General features: G+C 70.7%; 24 protein-coding genes and 1 tRNA gene. 11 read left to right on the forward strand and 14 right to left on the reverse strand.

Going from position 1 to position 21,333, the window contains the following annotated elements:
- Positions 1–81 precede the first annotated feature (81 nt).
- Complete coding sequence (locus ACI2LY_RS18595) at positions 82–1,398, forward strand: SGNH/GDSL hydrolase family protein (protein ID WP_404708065.1); 1,317 nt, start codon at positions 82–84, stop codon at positions 1,396–1,398.
- Positions 1,399–1,443: 45 nt separating this feature from the next.
- Positions 1,444–2,046 carry an RdgB/HAM1 family non-canonical purine NTP pyrophosphatase gene (gene rdgB / locus ACI2LY_RS18600; RefSeq protein WP_404708066.1) on the forward strand — a complete coding sequence of 201 codons (603 nt, stop codon included), beginning with the start codon at positions 1,444–1,446 and terminating at the stop codon, positions 2,044–2,046.
- Positions 2,047–2,050: 4 nt separating this feature from the next.
- Here the strand turns inward: rdgB and ACI2LY_RS18605 are convergent.
- Positions 2,051–2,137, reverse strand: a tRNA-Leu gene (locus ACI2LY_RS18605).
- Between the two features lie 39 nt (positions 2,138–2,176).
- A complete protein-coding gene (gene bcp / locus ACI2LY_RS18610) occupies positions 2,177–2,644 on the reverse strand; it encodes a thioredoxin-dependent thiol peroxidase (RefSeq protein WP_388994127.1) in 468 nt (155 codons plus the stop codon).
- Positions 2,645–2,737: 93 nt separating this feature from the next.
- Between bcp and ACI2LY_RS18615 the strand changes: the two genes are divergently transcribed.
- A complete protein-coding gene (locus ACI2LY_RS18615; protein ID WP_393596659.1) occupies positions 2,738–3,073 on the forward strand; it encodes a DUF3618 domain-containing protein in 336 nt (111 codons plus the stop codon).
- Positions 3,074–3,223: 150 nt separating this feature from the next.
- A complete protein-coding gene (locus tag ACI2LY_RS18620) occupies positions 3,224–3,526 on the forward strand; it encodes a co-chaperone GroES (RefSeq protein ID WP_388994505.1) in 303 nt (100 codons plus the stop codon).
- Positions 3,527–3,608: 82 nt separating this feature from the next.
- Here ACI2LY_RS18620 and ACI2LY_RS18625 read toward each other — a convergent pair whose 3' ends face one another.
- Positions 3,609–5,978: a transglycosylase domain-containing protein gene (locus tag ACI2LY_RS18625; protein WP_404708176.1), complete on the reverse strand. Its 2,370-nt coding sequence runs from the start codon at positions 5,976–5,978 to the stop codon at positions 3,609–3,611.
- Positions 5,979–6,842: 864 nt separating this feature from the next.
- On the opposite strand from ACI2LY_RS18625, the gene ACI2LY_RS18630 reads away from it, so the two are divergent.
- The 4 genes from ACI2LY_RS18630 to ACI2LY_RS18645 are packed head-to-tail and all read left to right on the forward strand — an operon-like array spanning position 6,843 to position 10,181.
- Entirely contained in the window at positions 6,843–7,643 is an 801-nt protein-coding gene (locus ACI2LY_RS18630) for an ABC transporter permease (RefSeq protein WP_404708067.1), read from the forward strand.
- A 49-nt stretch (positions 7,644–7,692) separates the two neighbouring features.
- Positions 7,693–8,457, forward strand: coding sequence for an ABC transporter permease (locus ACI2LY_RS18635; protein WP_404708177.1), 765 nt, complete (start codon positions 7,693–7,695; stop codon positions 8,455–8,457).
- A gap of 5 nt (positions 8,458–8,462) precedes the next feature.
- The gene (locus ACI2LY_RS18640; RefSeq protein WP_393913739.1) at positions 8,463–9,431 is read left to right on the forward strand and encodes an ATP-binding cassette domain-containing protein; all 969 of its coding nucleotides are present in this window, start codon (positions 8,463–8,465) and stop codon (positions 9,429–9,431) included.
- A gap of 9 nt (positions 9,432–9,440) precedes the next feature.
- Positions 9,441–10,181: a DUF1707 domain-containing protein gene (locus ACI2LY_RS18645; protein WP_404708068.1), complete on the forward strand. Its 741-nt coding sequence runs from the start codon at positions 9,441–9,443 to the stop codon at positions 10,179–10,181.
- A gap of 5 nt (positions 10,182–10,186) precedes the next feature.
- Here the strand turns inward: ACI2LY_RS18645 and ACI2LY_RS18650 are convergent, their stop codons facing one another.
- The 3 genes from ACI2LY_RS18650 to ACI2LY_RS18660 form a co-directional block, all read right to left on the reverse strand.
- Positions 10,187–10,585 carry a hypothetical protein gene (locus tag ACI2LY_RS18650; protein WP_393913741.1) on the reverse strand — a complete coding sequence of 133 codons (399 nt, stop codon included), beginning with the start codon at positions 10,583–10,585 and terminating at the stop codon, positions 10,187–10,189.
- A 137-nt stretch (positions 10,586–10,722) separates the two neighbouring features.
- Positions 10,723–11,460: a ribonuclease PH gene (rph, locus tag ACI2LY_RS18655; RefSeq protein ID WP_393913742.1), complete on the reverse strand. Its 738-nt coding sequence runs from the start codon at positions 11,458–11,460 to the stop codon at positions 10,723–10,725.
- Positions 11,461–11,550: 90 nt separating this feature from the next.
- Positions 11,551–11,784, reverse strand: a complete 234-nt coding sequence (locus ACI2LY_RS18660; RefSeq protein WP_393596653.1) for a glucose PTS transporter subunit EIIB — start codon at positions 11,782–11,784, stop codon at positions 11,551–11,553.
- 250 nt (positions 11,785–12,034) lie between these two features.
- Between ACI2LY_RS18660 and ACI2LY_RS18665 the strand changes: the two genes are divergently transcribed.
- Complete coding sequence (locus tag ACI2LY_RS18665) at positions 12,035–13,300, forward strand: PTS transporter subunit EIIC (RefSeq protein ID WP_404708069.1); 1,266 nt, start codon at positions 12,035–12,037, stop codon at positions 13,298–13,300.
- Positions 13,301–13,367: 67 nt separating this feature from the next.
- Here ACI2LY_RS18665 and ACI2LY_RS18670 read toward each other — a convergent pair whose 3' ends face one another.
- A complete protein-coding gene (locus ACI2LY_RS18670) occupies positions 13,368–14,120 on the reverse strand; it encodes an MBL fold metallo-hydrolase (RefSeq protein WP_404708070.1) in 753 nt (250 codons plus the stop codon).
- A 216-nt stretch (positions 14,121–14,336) separates the two neighbouring features.
- On the opposite strand from ACI2LY_RS18670, the gene ACI2LY_RS18675 reads away from it, so the two are divergent.
- Positions 14,337–14,744 (forward strand): type II toxin-antitoxin system PemK/MazF family toxin, encoded by a 408-nt coding sequence (locus tag ACI2LY_RS18675; protein ID WP_404708071.1) that lies wholly within the window; start codon positions 14,337–14,339, stop codon positions 14,742–14,744.
- Here ACI2LY_RS18675 and ACI2LY_RS18680 read toward each other — a convergent pair.
- From ACI2LY_RS18680 to clpS, 7 genes are all read right to left on the reverse strand, one after another.
- The gene (locus ACI2LY_RS18680) at positions 14,741–15,133 is read right to left on the reverse strand and encodes a hypothetical protein (RefSeq protein WP_404708072.1); all 393 of its coding nucleotides are present in this window, start codon (positions 15,131–15,133) and stop codon (positions 14,741–14,743) included. The genes ACI2LY_RS18675 and ACI2LY_RS18680 overlap by 4 nt on opposite strands.
- A gap of 95 nt (positions 15,134–15,228) precedes the next feature.
- Entirely contained in the window at positions 15,229–16,179 is a 951-nt protein-coding gene (locus ACI2LY_RS18685; protein WP_388994160.1) for a PLP-dependent cysteine synthase family protein, read from the reverse strand.
- A 4-nt stretch (positions 16,180–16,183) separates the two neighbouring features.
- Positions 16,184–16,462, reverse strand: coding sequence for a MoaD/ThiS family protein (locus ACI2LY_RS18690; RefSeq protein ID WP_031182605.1), 279 nt, complete (start codon positions 16,460–16,462; stop codon positions 16,184–16,186).
- A 162-nt stretch (positions 16,463–16,624) separates the two neighbouring features.
- Complete coding sequence (locus ACI2LY_RS18695) at positions 16,625–17,047, reverse strand: Mov34/MPN/PAD-1 family protein (RefSeq protein WP_388994165.1); 423 nt, start codon at positions 17,045–17,047, stop codon at positions 16,625–16,627.
- A 144-nt stretch (positions 17,048–17,191) separates the two neighbouring features.
- Positions 17,192–18,610, reverse strand: a complete 1,419-nt coding sequence (locus tag ACI2LY_RS18700) for an amino acid permease (RefSeq protein WP_404708073.1) — start codon at positions 18,608–18,610, stop codon at positions 17,192–17,194.
- A 346-nt stretch (positions 18,611–18,956) separates the two neighbouring features.
- Positions 18,957–19,565: a DUF2017 domain-containing protein gene (locus ACI2LY_RS18705; protein WP_388994171.1), complete on the reverse strand. Its 609-nt coding sequence runs from the start codon at positions 19,563–19,565 to the stop codon at positions 18,957–18,959.
- Between the two features lie 10 nt (positions 19,566–19,575).
- On the reverse strand, positions 19,576–19,893 hold the full coding sequence (clpS, locus tag ACI2LY_RS18710) for an ATP-dependent Clp protease adapter ClpS (protein WP_388994174.1): 318 nt from the start codon (positions 19,891–19,893) through the stop codon (positions 19,576–19,578).
- 57 nt (positions 19,894–19,950) lie between these two features.
- Between clpS and ACI2LY_RS18715 the strand changes: the two genes are divergently transcribed.
- The gene (locus ACI2LY_RS18715; protein WP_393913749.1) at positions 19,951–21,297 is read left to right on the forward strand and encodes a nicotinate phosphoribosyltransferase; all 1,347 of its coding nucleotides are present in this window, start codon (positions 19,951–19,953) and stop codon (positions 21,295–21,297) included.
- The last annotated feature ends 36 nt before the right edge of the window (positions 21,298–21,333 follow it).

Raw genomic sequence — 21,333 nt, forward strand, 5'->3', positions numbered from 1 at the left:
TCAACTCCGGTCGCTGCCATGCCCCATCATGGTGAACCGATCGATGCCCGGCTTCCGCCTCCCGAGGAGAACAACGCCAGCGTGACCAAGCGCCACGGTTATGCCCTGCTCAGTGCGTTCGTCGCACTCGTCGTCGCCTTCTCCGTCACGATGCTCATCAGGTCGGCGGCAGGCGACAGCAGCTCGGGGTCCTCGGCCACGGGCCGGGGCTCCCACGGCTCGTCCGCCGCGACCTGGGTCGGCTCCTGGGCCGCCTCGCCGGTGGGCGCCGAGCCCGGCATCGGGACGAACGGCCTGGCGGGCCACTCGGTGCGCAACGTCGTGCACGCCAACACCGGCGGCACGAGCGCCCGCGTCACCCTCTCCAACCTGTACGGTCGGGCGCCGCTGACCATCACTCACGCCTCGGTGGCCCTCTCGGCGGGCCGGGGGACCGCCGCCGCCCGTGCGGAAACGATGCGGCGCCTGAAGTTCGACGGCGCCTACGCCGTCACCATCCCGGCCGGGCAGCAGGTGCGCAGCGACGCGGTACGGATCGCCGTCCCGCGCGACTCCGACGTCCTGGTCACCACGTACGCCGTCGCCCCGTCCGGCCCGGTCACCTACCACCCGCACGCCCGCCAGATCTCCTACCTCGCGGAGGGTGACCGCACGGAGGAGTCGACGGGTGTCCCGTACACGGAGCAGACCAGCTCCTGGCGGTACCTGACCGCGCTGGACGTGCTCACCGAGGAGGCGCACGGCACGGTCGTGGCGTTCGGCGACTCCATAACCGACGGCATCAGCTCGACCACGGGCGAGAACCACCGCTGGCCCGACGTGCTGGCCTCCCGGCTGCGCTCCGCCGCCGGGCACCGGACCGACGCACCGCGCTACTCCGTCGTCAACGAGGGCATCAGCGGCAACCGGGTGCTCACGGCCGGCCCGGGCAGTCCCCCGCAGAACCCGAGCGGGCTGTCCCGCTTCGGCCGGGACGCGCTCGGCCACGCCAATGTGAAGGTCGTGGTCATCGACCTCGGCGTCAACGACATCCTGCGCGCGAAGGCGCCCGGCGACCGGGACAAGATCCTGGACGGCCTGCGCACCCTGGTCCGGCAGGCACACGCGCGCGGTCTGAAGGTCGTGGGCGCCACCCTGACGCCCTTCGAGGGCCGCAGGGCCTGGACCCCGGCCCGGGAATTGATGCGTCGGCAGATCAACGCGGAGATCCGCTCCGGGCGGGTGTTCGACGCCGTGGTCGACTTCGACAGCGCGCTCAAGGACCCCGCCGCGCCGCAGCGGCTGCTCCCCGCGTACGACTCCGGCGACCACCTGCACCCCAGTGACCTCGGCTACCGCAAGATGGCCGACGTCTTCAACCTGCGGTTGCTCGAGGGCGCCGGACAGGCGGAGCTGTAACCCCTGACGGGCCTGGCGCGAGGGGGTCGGTGAATACTGGCCCCCATGACCCGCTTGATCCTCGCCACCCGTAACGCCGGAAAGATCACCGAGCTGAGGGCCATCCTGGCCGACGCCGGACTGCCGCACGAGCTGATCGGTGCCGACGCCTTCCCCGAGATCCCGGACGTCAAGGAGACCGGCGTCACCTTCGCGGAGAACGCCCTGCTCAAGGCGCACGCGCTCGCCCAGGCCACCGGACTCCCCGCCGTCGCGGACGACTCCGGGCTCTGCGTCGACGTGCTGAACGGCGCCCCCGGCATCTTCTCCGCCCGCTGGGCCGGTCGGCACGGCGACGACGCCGCCAACCTCGATCTGCTGCTCGCCCAGCTCTCCGACATCGCGGACGAGCACCGGGGCGCCCACTTCGCCTGCGCGGCCGCCCTGGCCCTGCCGGACGGCACCGAGCGGGTGGTGGAGGGGCAGCTGCGCGGCACCCTGCGGCAGGCCCCGGCGGGGACCGGCGGCTTCGGCTACGACCCGATCCTGCGGCCGGAGGGCGAGAGCCGTACCTGCGCGGAGCTGAGCGCGGACGAGAAGAACGCGATCAGCCATCGCGGGAAGGCATTCCGTGCCCTGGTCCCGGTGGTGCGGGAGCTGCTGGGCTGAATGCTGGTGCGGCCGGAGGGACTCGAACCCTCACGGGAGTTACCCCACTGGGACCTAAACCCAGCGTGACTGCCAATTCCACCACGGCCGCCTGCTGCTGCCCGGCCATGCTAGCGGCCGGGCGGCGGCTTCAGATGCCCAGATCCTTGATGATCTTCGCCACGTGGCCGGTGGCCTTGACGTTGTACAGGGCGCGCTCGACCTTGCCGTCCTCGTCCACGACGACCGTGGAGCGGATGACGCCGGTGACGGTCTTGCCGTAGAGCTTCTTCTCGCCGAAGGCGCCGTACGCCTCCAGGACCTTCTTGTCCGGGTCGGCGAGGAGGGTGACCTTCAGGTCCTCCTGCTCACGGAACTTGGCCAGCTTCTCCGGCTTGTCGGGCGAGATGCCGATGACGTCGTACCCGGCACCGGCCAGCAGGGCGAGGTTGTCGGTGAAGTCGCATGCCTGCTTGGTGCAGCCGGGGGTAAGCGCCGCGGGGTAGAAGTACACGATGGTCTTGCGGCCCTTGTGGTCCGCCAGGGACACCTCGTTGCCGTCGGCGTCGGGCAGGGTGAAGGCGGGGGCAACGTCCCCGGGCTGAAGTCGCTCGCTCATCCGCAAAGCCTAACCGGGCGCCCCTGCCGTGCGGTGTGGTGAAGAGCTGACAGACTGTTCGGAACAGCACCAGGAGATTTCGGAGGCCGTACGGTGGCGGAGACGTCGGACACCAGAACACCGGCGCAGATCGAGGCGGACATCAAGCGCCGTCGTGAAGTGCTGGCCGAGACGCTCGACGAGATCGGGGTGCGGGTGCACCCGAAGACGATCGTCGGGGATGCCAAGGCGAAGGCCGTCGCGGGCGTCGACCGGGTCTTCGGACGGACGTACGTGCAGGTCAATCGGGTGATGACCGAGGTACGGGACCAGTTCGTGGACGACGACGGCGCGCCCCGGATGGAGCGCGTGGTGCCCGCCGTGCTGATCGTGGCCGGGACGCTCGGACTGATCGTCGCGGGGTCGCGCAAGCGCAGGCACCGCCGCTAGCGGGCACGAGACCTGACGACCGGGTCGTCGCGGCGGGGAGCCGGGGCGGCCCGGAGGCGTGTCCGTGCCGTGCGGGCAGGTAGGTTCGGGGGCGTGAGCGCCAACAGAGACGAGCAGAGCACCCCGCACCACGACAAGCTGCCCATCCGGATGCTGCACGACCGGGTGCTCGTGCGGCAGGAGACCGGTGAGGGCGAGCGCCGTTCGGGCGGCGGCATCCTGATCCCCGCGACGGCGGCGGTCGGGCGGCGGCTGGCCTGGGCCGCGGTGGTCGCGGTCGGGCAGAACGTACGCACCGTGGAGCCCGGCGACCGGGTCCTGTTCGACCCGGAGGACCTGGCCGAGGTCGAGGTCCGGGGCATCGCCTACGTGCTGATGCGCGAGCGGGACCTGCACGCGGTGGCCGCGGACCGGTTCGAGGGGTCGGAGGACTCCACCGGGCTGTATCTCTGAACCCCCGCACTCCCCGAAACCCGCCGAGAACGCGAGAAGGGGCTGACGACCGTCGTCGTCAGCCCCTTCTGCAGTTCCGGTGCTACTGGCGCCGGGCCGTCTGCGGGGCGACGAAGCCGCCGGGCAGGCCGCCGGTGCCGGGGTCGGCGCCGCCGTCCGTGCCGCCCGTACCGGGCTGGCCGCCGGGGCCGCCGCCCGTGGCGCCCCCGTCGGTGGCCCCACCATCGGTGGCCGGACCGCCGCCCACACCGCCGTCCGTGGTGGTGGTGCCGCCCGTGGTCGGGTCGGCGGGCGTGGTGCCCTGGGTCGGGGCGCCGGGGTTGCCGCCGTCGCCCTGGCCGCCGTCGGTCGGCGTGCTGCCCTGGCTCGGGGTACCGGTGGTGCCGCCGTTGTCCTGGCCCGCGTCGGTGCCGGGCGAGGTCGAGGGCCCGGTGCTGGGCGCCACGACATCGGCACCGGCCTGGAGCTCCAGGTCGAACGAGGCGACGGGCTGGCCGCGCAGCGCGGCCTTCGTGTACTGCGCCCAGATCTCGGTGGGCGGACCGCCACCGTTCATCCGGGCCGCGCCGAGGGCTCCGTACAGCGGCTTGTGCTTGGCCGTGACCGGGTCCTGGCCCATCACGGAGACGACCGTGGCGAGCTCGGGGGTGTAGCCCGCGAACCAGGCGGCGGTGTCCTCCTCGGCGGTGCCGGTCTTGCCCGCGGCCGGACGGCCCGCGGCCTGCGCGGCCGTGGCGGTGCCGCCCTCGACCACGCTCTTCAGCACGGAGGTGGTGGTGTCGGCGGCCTCACGGGTGACGGCCTGCTTGGTCTGGCGGCCGGGCAGGTCGACCGGGACGCCGTCCTTGCTGACCTTCTCGATGATCGTGTACGTGCCGTGGCGGCCGTGGTTGGCCAGGGTGGCGTACGCCTCGGTCATCTCCAGCACGCTGGCGGTGGCGGTGCCGAGCGCGATGGACGGGGACGGGTACAGGTCGGGGGTGTCGGCCGGGATGCCGAGGGCGACCGCGGTCTCCTTGACCTTGTCCCCGGTGACGTCGGCGGCCATCTGCGCGTACACCGCGTTGACGGACAGGTCGGTGGCCTTGCGGACGGTGATCTGGGGGCCGTACGACCGCTGGTCCTCGTTCTCCGGCGCGTAGGTGCCGCCGGACCAGCCCTGCACGGGGCGCTTGTTGGTGCCGTCGTAGTACGTGTTGGGCGTGATGCGCTGGCCGCCCTGGGTGGCGGACCCGTTCTGCACCGCGGAGGTGAACACGAACGGCTTGAAGGTGGAGCCGACCTGGAAGTCGCCGCGGGTCGCGCCGTTGGTGTACTGCTGCACGTAGTCCACGCCGCCGTACATCGCGACGATCTTGCCGGTCTTGGGGTCGATCGAGGCGCCGCCCGCGCGGACGTAGGTGTCGGCCTTGCGGTTCTTCTTGTCCAGCTGGGAGATCAGCTGGTCGTCGACGGCCTTGACGAACGCGTCCTGCTTGGGCTTCTGGATGGTGGTCGTGATGCGGTAACCACCCGAGGCGAGCTGCTCCTTGGTGAGGATGTCGTGCCCGGTCAGGTACTCCTTGACGGCCTCGACGAGGTAGCCGCGCTGGCCGGACATGCCGGTGGAGACGGTCTGCTCCTTCGGCATCGGGAACTTCATGCCGGTGCGCTCGGACTGGGCCAGCCAGCCCTTGGAGACCATGCCGTCCAGGACGTAGTTCCAGCGGGCGAGCGCGGCCGCCTTGTTCTCGGGGTGGGCGACGACGTCGTACTCGCTGGGCGCGTTGACCAGCGCGGCGAGGTAGGCGGCGCGGCCCGCGTCGAGGTCGATGGCGTCGCGTCCGTAGTACGCCTGGGCGGCGGCCTGGATGCCGTAGGCGTTGCGGCCGAAGTAGCTGGTGTTGAGGTAGCCCTCGAGGATCTCGCTCTTGGACTTCTCGCGGTCCAGCTTGATCGAGATGAAGAACTCCTTGGCCTTACGGGTGACCGTCTGTTCCTGGGCCAGGTAGTAGTTCTTCACGTACTGCTGGGTGATGGTGGAGCCGGACTGCTTGCCCTTGCCGAGGGCGGTGTTCCAGCCCGCGCGGAGCATCGCCTTGGGGTCGACGGCGGACTCGGTGTAGAAGTCGCGGTCCTCGGCGGCCAGGATGGCGAACTGGGCGGGCTTGGCGATCTGGGCGAGGCCGACGTTCTCGCGGTTGATCTCGCCGTCGCGGGCGAGCTGGGAGCCGTCCGCGTAGAGGTAGACGGTGGCCTGCTTGGTGGCCAGGGCGTTGGCGGCGGGGATCTTCACCATGGAGTAGCCGAGGAACAGCAGTCCGATGATCACCATCGCGCCGAGCACGAGGGTGCCGAGCACCATCCGCCAGGTGGGGAAGATCCGCCGCCAGCCGGAGCGCTTGGGCCGCTTGGGCTTCTTGCCGCCGCCGTCGCCCTCGCCGCCCTCGCCGCCGTCACCGCTGCCGCTCACCTGCGGGGTCGCGGTGGGCTCGGCGGGGGTGCGGGGCAGCACGGTGGTGGCTCCGGCGGCCGCGGCCGGGGTGGCGGGGGCTGCCGGGACCGGCTTGGGAGCGTCGGCGCCCGCCTTGGCGGTGTCGCCGGACCGGGGCGCGCTGACCCGGCGCAGCACCTGCGTGCTCTCCGCGGGCGGGGGCTGGTCGGCCTGGACGCGCCGGAGCACCGTGGTGCTCTCGGCCGCCTGCTCCGGCTTGCCGCCCGCGGTGCGGGGCTTGGCGGACCCGGTCGGCGCGTTGACCCGGCGCAACACCTGGGTGCTCTCCGCGGGCGGGGTCTCCTTGGCGCCGGACTGGGCGGGCACGGCGGCGTCCTTGGCCGGAGTGGCCGCCGAGGGGCCCGTCGGGGCGCCCTTGCCCGCCGTCTTCTCCGCCTTCTCCGTCGCCGCGTCGGGCTTCCCGGCCGGGGCCGAAGGTGCCGCCGGGCGGGGGGTGTTCGGGGTCGCGGAGTCGCGCGCGGGGGCGCTCTCCGGCTGCTGCCCGGCCTTGGCCGCGTCGGGGTCGGCCGGACTCTTCGCCGGTTTCGCCTGCGGTTCCGCTGCTGCGGGCCCCCCAGCCGGCTGAGGTTCTTCTCGCGCCCCGCCCTCGTTCGGCTGCTGCGGCTGCGGCTCGTCGCTCATGTCGTGCACGGACTCCTGTTTCGTCGTACGTTCCCGTACGCCTCGTACGCCTTCTGCGCCCCCTGGTTGAAGACTCTCGCACCTGGTGAACCGTTCCCGGATTCCGGCACGCTTCGGTCACGGAAAACGCGTGGCCGATCGCGGGGCCGGGGGCTAGGCTCCTGCGCTTCGGTTTCGAGCAGTCCGAGGAGGTGGACCGCCGTGGGCGCTGGACGGTTGTACGGGGCCGTCGCGGCAGGTGGGTTCAGACGGTACGCGACCTATCGGGCCGCCACCGCGGCAGGGGTGTTCACCAACACCGTGTTCGGTCTCATCATCGTGTGCACCTACCGTGCCCTGTGGGACGCCCGTCCGCACTTGGGCGGATATGACCAGGCGCAGGCCGTGACCTACGTATGGCTGGGCCAGGCCCTGCTGTCGACGCTGGCGATCGGCGGCGGGGGCGTCGAGGAAGAGCTGATGGAACGCATCCGTACGGGTGACGTCGCGGTGGACCTCTACCGGCCCGCCGATCTCCAACTGTGGTGGCTGGCGGCGGACCTGGGGCGGGCCTCCTTCCAGCTGCTGGGGCGCGGGGTGGTGCCGTTCCTCTTCGGGATGCTCTGCTTCCCGGCCTATCTGCCCTCGGACCTGGGCACCTGGCTGGCCCTGCTGGTGACGGTGGCGCTGGCGATGCTGGTCGGCTTCGGTATCCGCTATCTGCTGGCGCTGAGCACGTTCTGGCTGCTGGACGGTTCGGGGATCACCCGGATCGCCTGGCTGGCGGGGCACTTCTGCTCGGGGATGCTGCTGCCGCTGAACGTCTTCCCGGGCACGCTCGGCGAGGTGGTCCGGGCGCTGCCCTGGTCGGCGCTGCTGCAGGCCCCGGCGGACGTGCTGCTGGGCCGGGCGAACCTCCTGGCCACCTGGCTGTTCCAGGCGGCCTGGGCGGTGGCGCTGCTGGGCGCGGGGCGGCTGCTGCAGTCGGTGGCGACCCGGCGGGTGGTGGTCCAGGGTGGCTGAGTACGGCCGGGTCCGGGAGGGGGTACGGGCCTACGGGCTGATCGCCGGGATGTGGGTGCGGTCCACGATGGCGTACCGGGTGTCGTTCGTGATGACCACCTTCGGGAACTTCGCGGCGACCTTCCTGGACTTCGTCGCGATCATGCTGATGTTCTCCCGCGTGGACGCCCTGGGCGGCTACTCGCTGCCGGAGACGGCGTTCCTGTACGGGCTGTCGGCGGTGGCGTTCGGGCTGGCGGACCTGCTGATCGGCTCGATGGACCGGCTCGGGCGCCGGGTGCGGGACGGCACGCTGGACACGCTGCTCGTGCGTCCGGCGCCGGTGCTGGCGCAGGTCGCGGCGGACCGGTTCGCGCTCCGGCGGCTGGGCCGGGTGACGCAGGGGGTGCTGGTGCTGGGCTGGTCGCTGAGCCGCCTGGACGTGGACTGGACGGCGGCCAAGTTGCTGCTGATGCCGCTGATGATCGCGGGCGGCTGCGGGATCTTCTGCGCGGTCTTCGTGGCGGGGGCGGCGTTCCAGTTCCTGGCGCAGGACGCCTCGGAGGTGCAGAACGCCTTCACCTACGGCGGTACGACGATGCTCCAGTACCCGCCGACGGTGTTCACCGTCGAGCTGGTGCGCGGGGTGACCTTCGTGCTGCCGCTGGCCTTCGTCAACTGGGTGCCCGCCGCCTATGTGCTGGGGCGCCCCTATCCGCTGGGGCTGCCGGGGTGGACGGCGTTCGCCTCCCCGCTGGTGGCGCTGGCCTGCTGTGCGCTCGCCGGGCTGGCCTGGCGGGCGGGACTGCGTTCGTACCGGAGCACGGGGAGCTGAACTGCATGGCGGACGACGGTTTCATCACGCTGGAGAAGGTCGGCAAGGTCTTCGAGGTGCGCAAGAAGGCGGGGTTCCTCAAGCGGGTGCGGCACGAGGTGCGGGCGGTGGACTCGATCTCGTTCACCGTGGCGCGCGGCGAGATGGTCGGCTACATCGGGCCGAACGGCGCGGGCAAGTCGACCACGATCAAGATGCTGACCGGCATCCTCACCCCGACCTCGGGCACGCTGCGGGTCGCCGGGATCGACCCCTCGCGCGAGCGGACCCGGCTGGCGCACCGGATCGGGGTGGTGTTCGGACAGCGGACGACCCTGTGGTGGGACCTGCCGCTGATCGACTCCTACCGGCTGGCGCACCGCATGTACCGCGTCCCGGACGCCCGTTACCGGGAGAACCTGGAGCGCTGCGTGGAACTGCTGGAGCTGGGCGACCTGTTGGACGTCCCCGTACGCCAGCTCTCGCTGGGCCAGCGGATGCGCGGCGACATCGCGGCGGCCCTGCTGCATGACCCGGAGGTGCTGTACCTGGACGAGCCGACGATCGGTCTGGACGTCGTCTCCAAGGCCAAGGTGCGCGGTTTCCTGAAGGAGTTGAACACCGAGCGCGGCACGACGGTCCTGCTCACCACCCATGACCTCCAGGACATCGAGCAGTTGTGCTCGCGGGTGATGGTGATCGACCACGGCCGCCTGGTGTACGACGGTTCGCTGACCGGGCTGCACGCGGCCGGGGACGGCGAACGGACCCTGGTGGTGGACCTGGAGCGGGAACTGCCGCCGATCGAGGCGCCGTCGGCGCGGGTGGTGCGGGTGGAGGGGCCCCGGCAGTGGCTGGCGTTCCCGGCGGGGCAGTCGGCGGCCCCGCTGGTGGCGCACATCGCCGCCGGATACCCGCTGGTGGACCTCTCCGTGCGCGAGCCCGACATCGAGGCGGTCATCGCCAAGATGTACGCGGAGAAGGCCGTCTCGTAGTCTGCTGTCATGACCGACGACGCTGCCCCGGACCGCCGTTCCCCCGGTCCCGTCCCGGACCTCCGCGCCTCCGACGCCGACCGGGAGCGGGTCGCCGAGATCCTCCGTGACGGCCTGGCCGAAGGCCGCCTGGACATGGCGGAGTTCGAGGAGCGGCTCGAGTCGGCGTACCAGGCGCGCACCTACGGCGAGCTGGCCCCGCTGACCCGCGACCTCCCCACGCCCGGGGCCCCCACTCCGCCGGTCTCCTTCACCAAGCGTCCGGTGGACGACGGGAGTTGGGCGTCCCGGATCGTCGGCGGCGAGGGCACGTCGACCGGGGCGGTGGCGGTGCTGTCCGGCTTCCAGCGCAAGGGGCGCTGGACGATGCCGAAGAAGTTCACCTGCTTCGCCTTCATGGGCGGCGGCGAGATCGACCTGCGCGAGGCGTACTTCGCGGACCGCGAGGTCGAGATCAACTGCGTGGCCGTGATGGGCGGTCTGGAGGTGATCGTGCCGCCGGGTGTCGAGGTCGTGGTGCGCGGCATCGGCGTCATGGGCGGCTTCGAGCACCTGGACCGCGACGAGCCCGGCGATCCGGGGGCGCCGCGCGTGATCATCACCGGGTTCGCGTTCTGGGGCGGGGTCGGGGTGGAGCGCAAGCTCACCCGGGCCGAGCGGCAGCGGATGAAGGAGCTGCGCCGCCAGGACCGCCTGGACCGCCGCGAGGCCCGCCACGAACTCCGACGGAGCCGCCGCGACGGGCACTGACCCCGCTACGGGGTGCAGACCTTGGTGAGTTCACCGGCCGCGTCGGTGACCGGGCTGATGTCCGGGGTGTCGTCGCCGTTCTTCACCGCGGTCCGGACGTTCGAGACAGCCGTACTGAGGTCGTCCACCGCCTTGTTGACGTCGGCGTCGTCGGTCCGGTCGCCGATCTGGTCGAGGTTCTTCTCGATGGAGTCCAGGGAGGCGTCGGTCCGCGCCGGGTCGTTCGCCGCGTTCTCCACGGCCTGCTGGAGGTCGGTGACGCTGTCGGCGATGGAGTCGGCGGTCCGCGCACAGTCCAGTGCCTTGCTCACGGCGTCGCAGCCGGTGGTGAGCCCCACGGTGAGCGTGGCGGCCGCTACGGCGGCTATGACGGTGATACGGCCTCGGCGGCGGCTGGCGGCCATGCGGTGTTCCTCCCCTGGTACGGCTGGCCGGGCGCGCGGGATCGAGCCGCGCGCCCGTACCGTCCAAGACGCCGTCCGCCGGGGAGGGGTTGCCCGTACGGCTGCCTGTTTTTTGTGTTCCCTTTACCCGGCCGTTCCTACGCGGGCAGGGTCAGGGCGAGGGCGGCCCGCTGGAACTCGGCGAGTTCGGCGCAGCCGGTGACCCCCAGGTCGAGCAGGGCGTTCAGTTCCTCGCGGGAGAAGGGCTCGGCCTCGGCGGTGCCCTGGATCTCCACGAAGCGGCCGTCGCCGGTGCAGACCACGTTCATGTCGGTCTCGGCGCGCACGTCTTCCTCGTAGCAGAGGTCGAGCAGCGGGACGCCGTCCACGATGCCGACCGAGACGGCGCCGACGGTGCCGGTGAGCGGCTGGCGGTTCGCCTTGATCAGCTTCTTGCGCTGGGCCCAGGCGATCGCGTCGGCGAGGGCGACGTAGGCGCCGGTGATGGCGGCGGTGCGGGTGCCGCCGTCGGCCTGGAGGACGTCGCAGTCCAGGACGATGGTGTTCTCGCCGAGCGCCTTGTAGTCGATGACGGCGCGCAGCGAGCGGCCGATGAGGCGGGAGATCTCGTGCGTGCGCCCGCCGATCTTGCCGCGGACGGACTCGCGGTCGCCGCGGGTGTTGGTGGAGCGGGGCAGCATGGAGTACTCGGCGGTGACCCAGCCCTCGCCACTGCCCTTGCGCCAGCGGGGGACGCCTTCGGTGACGCTGGCGGTGCAGAACACCTTGGTGTCGCCGAAGGAGACGAGGACGGAGCCCTCGGCGTGCTTGCTCCAGCCGCGTTCGATGGTGACGGGGCGGAGCTGTTCGGGGGTGCGGCCGTCGATTCGAGACATGCGGGTGAGCCTATCGGGAGTGACGCGAGGGGCTCCTCCCGTGGTGGGAGAAGCCCCTCGTGCCGGTGAGCCCGCCGGTGGGCGGAAGGCTCACATCATGTCTTCGATCTCCGCGGCGATCGGGTCGGCGTCCGTGCCGATGACGACCTGGATGGCGGTGCCCATCCGCACGACACCGTGCGCGCCGGCGGCCTTCAGGGCGGCGTCGTCGACGAGCGAGGAGTCGTGGACCTCGGTGCGCAGGCGCGTGATGCAGCCCTCGATCTCGTCGATGTTGTCGATGCCGCCGAGCCCGGCGACGATCTTCTCAGCCTTGGTGGCCATGTTCCTTCTCCCTGATCCGAACGCCAAACGTCCGCAGACTGGTCTACACCACCAGGGGGACCCCCACCAAACCGCCCCCCGGCACCGACATGTTCCGCACTCCGTGTAGCCCCGCGATCGCTATTTCACGGGTTCCTTATATCCGTGCCATCGTGCTACAACAGGTCTACACCACAAGTGGTGTAGACCACAGACGCTGCCGTCCCCTTCCATGGTCCCAGGGCGGCGCCCTGCCCATCTGGAGGAAGTTGTGACCACGGCCAGCGCCGCGCCCCCGGCCGAGAACAAGAGGGGCGCCAAGGTGATGGGCGTCCTGCAGCGGATCGGCCGCAGCCTGATGCTGCCGGTCGCGACGCTCCCCGCCGCCGCCCTCCTGGTGCGGCTCGGCAACGGTGACATGCTGGGCGACCCCTCCTTCCCGGCGTTCCTGACCAAGATCGCGTCCTTCATGGCCGCGGGCGGCAACGCGATCCTGGACAACATGCCGCTGCTGTTCGCGGTGGGCATCGCCATCGGCTTCGCCAAGAAGTCGGACGGCTCCACGGCGCTCGCCGCGGTCGTCGGTTACCTCGTCTTCAAGAACGTGCTGGCCACGTTCACCGACAAGAACCTGCCGAAGGTGGCCACCGCCGTCGACGGCAAGGTCGTCATGGTGAACGCCCCGGTGGACGCCAAGGTGCTCGGCGGTGTCGTGATGGGCATCGTGGTCGCGCTGCTCTACCAGCGCTTCTACCGCACCAAGCTGCCCGACTGGGCGGGCTTCTTCGGTGGCCGCCGTCTGGTGCCGATCCTCTCCGCGCTCGCCGGTCTGCTCATCGGCATCGTCTTCGGCTACATCTGGCCGGTGCTCGGCACGGGTCTGCACAGCTTCGGTGAGTGGCTGGTCGGCTCGGGCGCCGTCGGCGCGGGCATCTTCGGTGTCGCCAACCGCGCGCTGATCCCGATCGGCATGCACCACCTCCTGAACTCGTTCCCGTGGTTCCAGGCGGGCGACTACCACGGCAAGAGCGGCGACATCGCGCGCTTCCTCGCCGGTGACCCGCACGCGGGCCAGTTCATGACCGGCTTCTTCCCGATCATGATGTTCGCGCTGCCCGCCGCCTGCCTCGCCATCGTGCACTGCGCCCGCCCCGAGCGCCGCAAGGTCATCGGCGGCATGATGTTCTCCCTCGCGCTGACCTCCTTCGTCACCGGTGTCACCGAGCCGATCGAGTTCACCTTCATGTTCATCGCCCCGGTGCTGTACGCGATCCACGCGGTGCTCACCGGTGTCTCCATGGCACTGACCTGGTCGCTGGGCATGCGGGACGGCTTCGGCTTCTCGGCCGGTGTGGTCGACTTCGGCCTGAACTGGGGCATCGCGTCGAACCCGTTGGGTCTCATCGTGGTCGGCCTGTGCTTCGCGGTCGTCTACTACGTGGTCTTCCGCTTCGCCATCACCAAGTTCAACCTCCCCACGCCGGGCCGCGAGTCCGACGAGGAACTGGCCGAGATCCAGAAGGCCGAGGCCAAGTAACCCGGCCGCCGTACACGCGAAGGCCCCGGAACCTCTCCAGGTTCCGGGGCCTTCGTCGTGCTCGGGGCTACAGCTCGTACGTCATGCCGGGTACCGCCAGCTCCACCCGTCCGGCGAAGGTCTCGCGGGCGTGCGCGAGGTTGACCTCGGGGTCGGTCCACGGGGGGATGTGGGTGAGGACGAGCATGCGGGCGCCCGCGCGGGTGGCGGTCTCTCCGGCCTCGCGGCCGTTGAGGTGCAGGTCGGGGATGTTCTCCTTGCCGTGCGTGAACGCCGCCTCGCACAGGAACAGGTCGGCGTCCCGCGCCAGCTCGTCCAGCGCCCCGCTGACTCCGGTGTCCCCGGAGTACGTCAGGGTCCTGCCGCCGTGCTCGATCCGGATGGCGTACGCCTCGACGGGGTGCCGCACCCGCTCGGTGTGCACCGTGAACGGGCCGATCTCGAACGTGGACGGCTTGACCGTGTGGAAGTCGAAGACCTCGCTCATGGACGACGCCGAGGGCGTGTCGGCGTACGCCGTGGTCAGTCGGTGCTCGGTGCCCTCGGGGCCGTAGACCGGGATCGGCTCGCAGCGGCCGCCCTCGTGCCGGTAGTACCGCGCCACGAAGTACGCGCACATGTCGATGCAGTGATCGGCGTGCAGATGGCTGAGGAAGATGGCGTCGAGGTCGTAGAGACCGATATGGCGCTGCAGCTCGCCGAGGGCGCCGTTGCCCATGTCGAGGAGCAGCCGGAAGCCGTCGGCCTCGACGAGGTAGCTCGAACAGGCCGATTCCGCGGACGGGAACGACCCCGAGCAGCCGACGACGGTGAGCTTCATGGAGCGGAAACCTCCGTTGGCAGAAGCGGGTCGGGAAGCAGCAGGGCAGGGTTGTGCGGTTCGTCGAGCGTAAGGCGCGAAAGCACGGGTCGCTCCTTCGCCAGGGGCCGTTGTGGGCGAACTCACCTGTGCTGTCACCGGTTCGGCTGGACCGGGGGCGCATGGGGATGACTCGAGGGCGCGCGGCGGACGGTGCGCGCCGGTAACGTCCTCCGCATGGACACGACCTGGTGGCTGGCGCTGGTGGCGGTACTCCTGCTGGCCCTGGTCGCCACGCTGGTGGACGGCTGGGGGCGGGGGCACCGGCAGCGCCGCGGCCGCCGACTCCCGCATTCAGCAGGTGAGTTGACGGGCCGTCCGCGCCCCGGTGACATCTGGTGGGCCGAGCCCGTCCCCTGCCTGGTGCTGGCCGTGCGCGACGGTCGGGCCACGGTCGCCCGCATCACCGGCCACGGCGAGGAGGAGCGGCCGGGCCTGATCCCACTGCCGGGTGGCGTCCTCGGCGAGGGGCCCCGCTTCCTCGACCCCGGAGAGCTGCACGAGGTACCCCTAGGGAATCTCCGGCATCGGGTAGGCGAGGTCGACCCGGCCCTGTGGGACCGGGTGCGCCACCTCGCCGGTTAGCGGACCTGGACCGTCACCTTCCACTGCTCGGAAGCGCGGGCCGAGGTCAGTTCGACGGTGCCGGACCGGTCCGCGCGGTACGCGGCGTTCGCGTCGCCCGGCTGGAGGACGAAGCCCGAGTTGATCGCGGTCAGCGCGCCGCCCTCCGCCTGGACCGGCTTCCAGGGGCGGGCCTTGTCGCCGTCGAGGGAGAGCCGCAGCTGACCGCCCTTGGCCAGGCACAGGGTGCGCCCGGAGTCGGCGGCGGTCAGCTGGAGCGCGCTCACACAGTTCTCGTGGGTCGGCTTCGGTGACACGCTTCCGCCCGCGTCGCTCCCTTCGGTCCCGCAGCCCGCCAGCAGCAGGGCCGCCGCGAGCGCGGTGAGGGCGAGGGGTGTCGTACGGCGCATGGGGTCCGCCTCTCCGTCCGGGGCCGGCCGGGACACCGGCACCACTGGTACCGGTGTGACGCACGACCGCCCCGAACGGCTCCACTCGAAAGGAGCTAGGCCCAGAGCTGACCCTGCAGGGTCTCGACGGCCTCTTCCGTGGTGGCCGCCGTGTACACCCCGGTGGAGAGGTACTTCCAGCCGCCGTCGGCGACGACGAAGACGATGTCGGCGCTCTCCCCCGCGTTGACCGCCTTGCGGGCGACGCCGAGCGCCGCGTGCAGCACCGCGCCGGTGGAGACGCCCGCGAAAATGCCCTCCTGCTGGAGGAGTTCACGGGTACGGGCCACCGCGTCCGCCGAGCCGACGGAGAAGCGGGTGGTGAGCACGGAGGCGTCGTACAGCTCGGGTACGAAGCCCTCGTCGAGGTTGCGCAGGCCGTACACCAGGTCGTCGTAGCGCGGCTCGGCGGCGACGATCTTCACGTCGGGCTTCTGCTCGCGCAGGTAGCGGCCGACGCCCATCAGGGTGCCGGTGGTGCCGAGGCCCGCGACGAAGTGGGTGACGGAGGGCAGGTCGGCCAGGATCTCGGGGCCGGTACCGCTGTAGTGGGCGCCCGCGTTGTCGGGGTTCCCGTACTGGTAGAGCATCACCCAGTCGGGGTGCTCGGCGGCCAGCTCCTTGGCGACCCGGACCGCGGTGTTGGAGCCGCCCGCCGCCGGGGACGGAATGATCTCCGCGCCCCACATGCCCAGCAGGTCACGGCGCTCGCGGGAGGTGTTCTCCGGCATCACGCACACCATCCGGTAGCCCTTGAGCTTGGCGGCCATGGCGAGCGAGATACCGGTGTTGCCCGAGGTGGGCTCCAGGATGGTGCAGCCGGGGGTGAGACGGCCGTCCTTCTCCGCCTGCTCGATCATGTGCAGGGCGGGCCGGTCCTTGATGGAGCCGGTCGGATTGCGGTCCTCCAGCTTGGCCCAGATGCGGACGTCGGGGGACGGCGAGAGCCGCGGCAGGCGCACCAGAGGGGTGTTGCCCACCGCGGCCAGCGGGGAGTCGTACCGCATGCGATCAGGCCATGCCGCCGGCCACGGCCGGCAGGATGGTGACGGTGTCGCCGTCCGACAGCTTGGTGTCGATGCCGTCGACGAAGCGGACGTCCTCGTCGTTCAGGTACACGTTGACGAAGCGGCGCAGCTGCCCGCCGTCGACCACGCGGCCCTGGATGCCCGCGTGCCGGGTCTCGAGGTCGGCGAACAGGTCGGCGAGGGTCTCCCCGGTGCCTTCGACCGCCTTCTGGCCGTCGGTGTACTGGCGGAGGATGGTCGGGATGCGGACCTCGATGGCCATGGTTGCGGGCTCCTGTTCGAAGGTGTTCGTCGGGGCTGCGGCTCGGTACGTCAGCAGAAGGCGCGCACCACAGTCAGAACCATGAGCTCATCGTATCGATTCCCGGTCCACCCTCCGGAATCCCGTCCCGGATGATGGACGTTTTCCGACCGGGGAGTGGGATCAGTACGCCTCGACGACCTTGACCTCCTCCTCGGTCACCTCGCCGTCCAGGATGCGGAACGAACGGAACTGGAAGTCGCCGAGGCCGTCGGAGTCCGCCGTGGAGACCAGGACGTAGTGCGCGCCGGGCTCGTTCGCGTAGCCGATGTCGGTGCGGGAGGGGTACGCCTCGGTCGCGGTGTGGGAGTGGTAGATGATCACCGGCTCCTCGTCGCGGTCGTCCAGCTCGCGGTAGAGCTTCAGCAGGTCCTGGGAGTCGAACTCGTAGAACGTGGGCGAGCGCGCGGCGTTCAGCATCGGGATGAAGCGCTCGGGGCGTCCGGCGCCCTCCGGCCCGGCCACCACACCGCACGCCTCGTCGGGGTGGTCCTCGCGGGCGTGGGCGACGATCCGGTCGTACAGGTCCTGGGTGAGGGTCAGCATGCGGGCCAGGATAGGGGGACGGGCCGTCCCGTACCGCAGTGCGGTACGGGACGGCCCGCATGGCGGACGCCTTGAGCGGCGGCCGCCGGGGGTGCCACGAGTACTCCCGGCGGCCAGACGTCCTGGATGGTCCCTTGGTGGGGGCTAGCCCACCTTCTCCAGCGCCGGCTCGTCACGCTCGCCGGTCTGCGGCGTGCGGGACTTCATGATCTTCCAGCCGATCCCGAGCGCGACGGCCCAGACCGCCATCACGTACAGGCAGACGCGGGAGTCGGCATCGTACGCGATCAGGCCGGTGACGAAGAGCAGGAAGGCGATGGCGATGTACGAGCAGACCGAGCCGCCCGGTGCCGGGAAGGACGAGGCGGGCAGCTTGCCCGCGACGACCTTGCGGCGGTAGATGACGTGGCTGATCAGGATCATCAGCCAGGTCCAGATGCCCGCGGCGGTGGCGATCGAGGTGACGTAGCCGAACGCCTTCTCCGGGACGACGTAGTTCAGCACCACGCCGATGCCCATGAACAGCACCGAGACGGTGATGCCGAGCGCCGGGGTCTTGCTGGAGGACAGCTTGGCGAAGACGCGCGGGGCCTCGCCGTTGTCCGCCAGGGTGCGCAGCATGCGGCCCGTGGAGTACATGCCGGAGTTGCAGGAGGACAGGGCGGCGGTGAGGACGACGAAGTTCACGATGCCCGCGCCGGCCGGGATGCCGATCATGGCGAACGCCTTCACGAACGGGCTGACGCCCGGCGCGAACTCGGTCCACTTGACCACGCAGAGGATGACGGTGAGGGCACCGACGTAGAAGAGGGCGATGCGCCAGGGCAGCGTGTTGATCGCCTTGGGCAGCGTCTTCTCCGGGTCCTCCGACTCGCCCGCGGTGACGCCGACCAGCTCGACCGCGAGGTAGGCGAACATGACGCCCTGGAGGGTCATCAGCGAGGAGCCGACACCCTTGGGGAAGAAGCCGTCGAACTGGTACAGGTTCGCCACCGAGGCGGTGTCACCGGCGGCGCTGAAGCCGAAGGTCAGCACGCCGAGGCCGATGACGATCATGCCGATCAGGGCCGTGACCTTGACCATCGAGAACCAGAACTCCAGCTCGCCGAAGAGCTTCACGGAGATCAGGTTGACGCCGAACAGGACCACCAGGAAGACCAGTGCCGTGATCCACCGGGGCACGGACGGGAACCAGTAGTTGACGTAGATCGCGGCGGCCGTCAGCTCGGCCATGCCGGTCACGACCCACATCAGCCAGTACGTCCAGCCGGTGAAGTAACCGAAGAAGTCGCCGAGGAATTCGCGCGAGTACTCGGCGAACGAGCCGGAGACCGGGCGGTAGAGCAGCAGCTCGCCCAGGGCTCGCATGATGAAGAAGATGATCGCGCCCGCGAGCGCGTACATGAGGATGAGGCTGGGGCCCGCCTTGGCGATGTTCGCCCCGGCCCCCAGGAACAGACCGACTCCGACGGCGCCACCAATGGCGATCATCTGGACCTGACGGCTGCCGAGCCCTCGCTCGTAACCCTCTTCAGGGGCTTCGGTGACCTTCTCAGAGGCCATGGTGGTGCGCCTTTCTCCATGCCGACCCGTGGCCTTCTGCGCGGCCTCGGATCGGGTCTCGATCCCCCCGGAACTGATGGAGTGAGCAGGTCAGCGACCCGCTCGTTGCCTGGCCGGCGGTCGCCGGCTCGGTGGCGCACCCGGCCGAACATGGGTGGTGTTCGCCGGGCGATCGTGAAGATTTATCACGGCCGCAATATTGAGCAAAGAGGGGTCCCAGGGCGCTCTGTGGCACACCACACAGGAAGAACCGGACAAAGTGCGCTCAAATGCACCAAAAGTGGCCGCAACGGTAACGCGATCGTTATCCGGAGTTGAGCGTCCTCTGAGAGAACGGAAAAACGCGCTACGGCATCAGGGTCGAGACGAGGGTCTCCTGGAGGCCGCCGAGCCAGAGGTAGGCCAGCACCATGGGCTTGCGCGGGTCCTGGTCCGGGAGGCGGTACAGCGGGTCCGTGTCCTCCTCGTCGGAGATCTCCAGCCGGGAGCCGATGGCCAGGCGCAGGTCGTTCAGCGCGCCGAGCCACTGCCGGGACTGCTCCGGGGAGAGCTTGAGCACCGCCTCGCCGCCCTCGGTCGAGGACGCGATCTGGTCCAGGGTGCGGATCACCGCGAGGGCGTTCTCCCGCTTCCCGGCGCGCAGGTCGTTCTCGGTGTAGCGGCGGAACTCGGCGGAGTGCGCGTGCCGTTCCTCGGCCTCGGCCGGGTCGCCCGGCTCCTGCTCGGGGTCGGTGTAGGCGTCCGGGAACAGCCTGCGCAGCACCGGGTCGGCGGGCGGCTCGCTGGGGCCCTCGGCGAACAGCTCGGCGAGCGGGTCGCCGCCCGCGTCCTCGGCGGGGCCGGGGCCGATCAGCTCCAGGAGCTGGACGGCCAGCGAGCGGATGATGGAGATCTCGACGTCGTCGAGCGCGACGGTCGCGCCGCCGCCGGGGAGCGGTTCGAAGTGTCCGGGCATCTGTGTCGGTTTACTTCCGGTCCTGCTGGAGGGTGGCCCACAGTCCGTAGCCGTGCATCGCCTGCACGTCGCGTTCCATCTCCTCGCGGCTCCCGCTGGAGACGACCGCCCGGCCCTTGTGGTGGACGTCGAGCATGAGCTCGGTGGCCTTGTCCTTCGAGTAGCCGAAGTACGTCTGGAAGACGTAGGTCACATAGCTCATGAGGTTGACCGGATCATTGTGGACGATCGTGATCCAGGGGACGTCCGGCTCGGGTACGGCGAAGACCTCTTCCGCCGATTCGGTGCGTTCGATCTCTACGGGCGCGGGTGACGTCACAACAGCCATGCTGCCACGCACCCCAGAAATCGTCACACTGACGAAATGGGAGTACCATCCGTCGTCATGAACACAGCGGACCTTGGGCTGCCGGTCGAAGTCCCGTCGACGGCGCTCTTCACGGACCAGTACGAGCTGACCATGCTGCAAGCCGCTCTGAAGGCCGGGACGGCCGAACGGCGCAGCGTGTTCGAGGTCTTCACCCGCCGCCTGCCGCACGGCCGCCGTTACGGCGTGGTCGCGGGCACCGGCCGGGTGCTGGACGCGGTGGCGAACTTCCGTTTCGACGCCGGGATGCTGGCCTTCCTCGGCGAGCACGGGATCGTCGACGAGCCGACCCTGAAGTGGCTGGCGGACTACCGCTTCCAGGGCGACATCTGGGGCTACCCGGAGGGCGAGGTCTACTTCCCCGGCTCGCCGCTGCTGCGGGTCGAGGGCAGCTTCGCGGAGTGCGTGCTGCTGGAGACGGTGATCCTCTCCATCCTCAACCACGACTCGGCCATCGCGGCCGCCGCGTCCCGGATGTCCTCCGCCGCGGGCGACCGGCCGCTGATCGAGATGGGCGCCCGCCGCACCCACGAGCTGGCCGCCGTCGCCGCCGCGCGCGCCGCCTACGTGGGCGGCTTCGCCACCACCTCCGACCTCGCGGCGGGCTTCCGCTACGGCATCCCGACCGTGGGCACCTCCGCGCACGCCTTCACCCTGCTGCACGACCAGGAGCGGGACGCCTTCCGCGCCCAGGTCGACGCCCTCGGCGCGGACACCACCCTGCTGGTGGACACCTACGACGTCGCGGAGGCCGTCCGTACGGCGGTGGAGGTGGCCGGGCCCGAGCTGGGCGCGGTGCGCATCGACTCCGGCGACCTGCTGCTGGTCGCGCACCGGGTGCGGCAGCAGCTGGACGAGCTGGGCGCGACCGACACCCGGATCGTGGTCACCTCCGACCTGGACGAGTACGCCATCGCCTCGCTGGCGGCGGCGCCGGTGGACGCGTACGGGGTGGGCACCCAGCTGGTCACCGGGTCCGGGCACCCGACCTGCTCGATGGTCTACAAGCTGGTCGCCCGCGCGGAGTCCGCCGACCCCGCCGCGGAGCTGGTGCCGGTGGCGAAGAAGTCCAGCGGCGGCAAGACGTCCATCGGCGGCCGCAAGTGGGCGGCACGGCGGCTGGACCGGTACGGGGTCGCGGAGGCCGAGGTCGTGGGCACCGGGCCGGTGCCGGACGAGCTGGCCGACCGGCAGCTGCTGGTCGAGCTGGTCAAGGGCGGCGAGGTCGTCGCGCGTGAGCCGCTGGACGCGGCGCGTGAGCGGCACATCGCGGCGCGGGCGAATCTCCCGCTGTCCGCGACCCAGCTCTCGCGCGGGGAACCCGTCCTTCCGACGGAGTACCTGCACCTGCCCTCGGGTAGCTAGAGCAGGACCGCCGTACGCCCCCGCCATGCCCCCTCC

The sequence above is a fragment of the Streptomyces sp. NPDC002176 genome, assembly GCF_044903645.1.
In the GTDB taxonomy this organism is placed as follows: domain Bacteria; phylum Actinomycetota; class Actinomycetes; order Streptomycetales; family Streptomycetaceae; genus Streptomyces.

Excerpts from the sequence above, each read along its gene's own strand:
- rdgB (WP_404708066.1), top strand. The coding sequence starts at position 1,444 with ATGACCCGCTTGATCCTCGCCACCCGTAACGCCGGAAAGATCACCGAG.
- bcp (WP_388994127.1), bottom strand. The coding sequence starts at position 2,644 with ATGAGCGAGCGACTTCAGCCCGGGGACGTTGCCCCCGCCTTCACCCTG.
- ACI2LY_RS18620 (WP_388994505.1), top strand. The coding sequence starts at position 3,224 with ATGCTGCACGACCGGGTGCTCGTGCGGCAGGAGACCGGTGAGGGCGAG.
- ACI2LY_RS18635 (WP_404708177.1), top strand. The coding sequence starts at position 7,693 with ATGTGGGTGCGGTCCACGATGGCGTACCGGGTGTCGTTCGTGATGACC.
- ACI2LY_RS18640 (WP_393913739.1), top strand. The coding sequence starts at position 8,463 with ATGGCGGACGACGGTTTCATCACGCTGGAGAAGGTCGGCAAGGTCTTC.
- ACI2LY_RS18645 (WP_404708068.1), top strand. The coding sequence starts at position 9,441 with ATGACCGACGACGCTGCCCCGGACCGCCGTTCCCCCGGTCCCGTCCCG.
- ACI2LY_RS18650 (WP_393913741.1), bottom strand. The coding sequence starts at position 10,585 with ATGGCCGCCAGCCGCCGCCGAGGCCGTATCACCGTCATAGCCGCCGTA.
- rph (WP_393913742.1), bottom strand. The coding sequence starts at position 11,460 with ATGTCTCGAATCGACGGCCGCACCCCCGAACAGCTCCGCCCCGTCACC.
- ACI2LY_RS18660 (WP_393596653.1), bottom strand. The coding sequence starts at position 11,784 with ATGGCCACCAAGGCTGAGAAGATCGTCGCCGGGCTCGGCGGCATCGAC.
- ACI2LY_RS18670 (WP_404708070.1), bottom strand. The coding sequence starts at position 14,120 with ATGAAGCTCACCGTCGTCGGCTGCTCGGGGTCGTTCCCGTCCGCGGAA.
- ACI2LY_RS18675 (WP_404708071.1), top strand. The coding sequence starts at position 14,337 with ATGGACACGACCTGGTGGCTGGCGCTGGTGGCGGTACTCCTGCTGGCC.
- ACI2LY_RS18680 (WP_404708072.1), bottom strand. The coding sequence starts at position 15,133 with ATGCGCCGTACGACACCCCTCGCCCTCACCGCGCTCGCGGCGGCCCTG.
- ACI2LY_RS18685 (WP_388994160.1), bottom strand. The coding sequence starts at position 16,179 with ATGCGGTACGACTCCCCGCTGGCCGCGGTGGGCAACACCCCTCTGGTG.
- ACI2LY_RS18690 (WP_031182605.1), bottom strand. The coding sequence starts at position 16,462 with ATGGCCATCGAGGTCCGCATCCCGACCATCCTCCGCCAGTACACCGAC.
- ACI2LY_RS18695 (WP_388994165.1), bottom strand. The coding sequence starts at position 17,047 with ATGCTGACCCTCACCCAGGACCTGTACGACCGGATCGTCGCCCACGCC.
- ACI2LY_RS18700 (WP_404708073.1), bottom strand. The coding sequence starts at position 18,610 with ATGGCCTCTGAGAAGGTCACCGAAGCCCCTGAAGAGGGTTACGAGCGA.
- ACI2LY_RS18705 (WP_388994171.1), bottom strand. The coding sequence starts at position 19,565 with ATGCCCGGACACTTCGAACCGCTCCCCGGCGGCGGCGCGACCGTCGCG.
- clpS (WP_388994174.1), bottom strand. The coding sequence starts at position 19,893 with ATGGCTGTTGTGACGTCACCCGCGCCCGTAGAGATCGAACGCACCGAA.
- ACI2LY_RS18715 (WP_393913749.1), top strand. The coding sequence starts at position 19,951 with ATGAACACAGCGGACCTTGGGCTGCCGGTCGAAGTCCCGTCGACGGCG.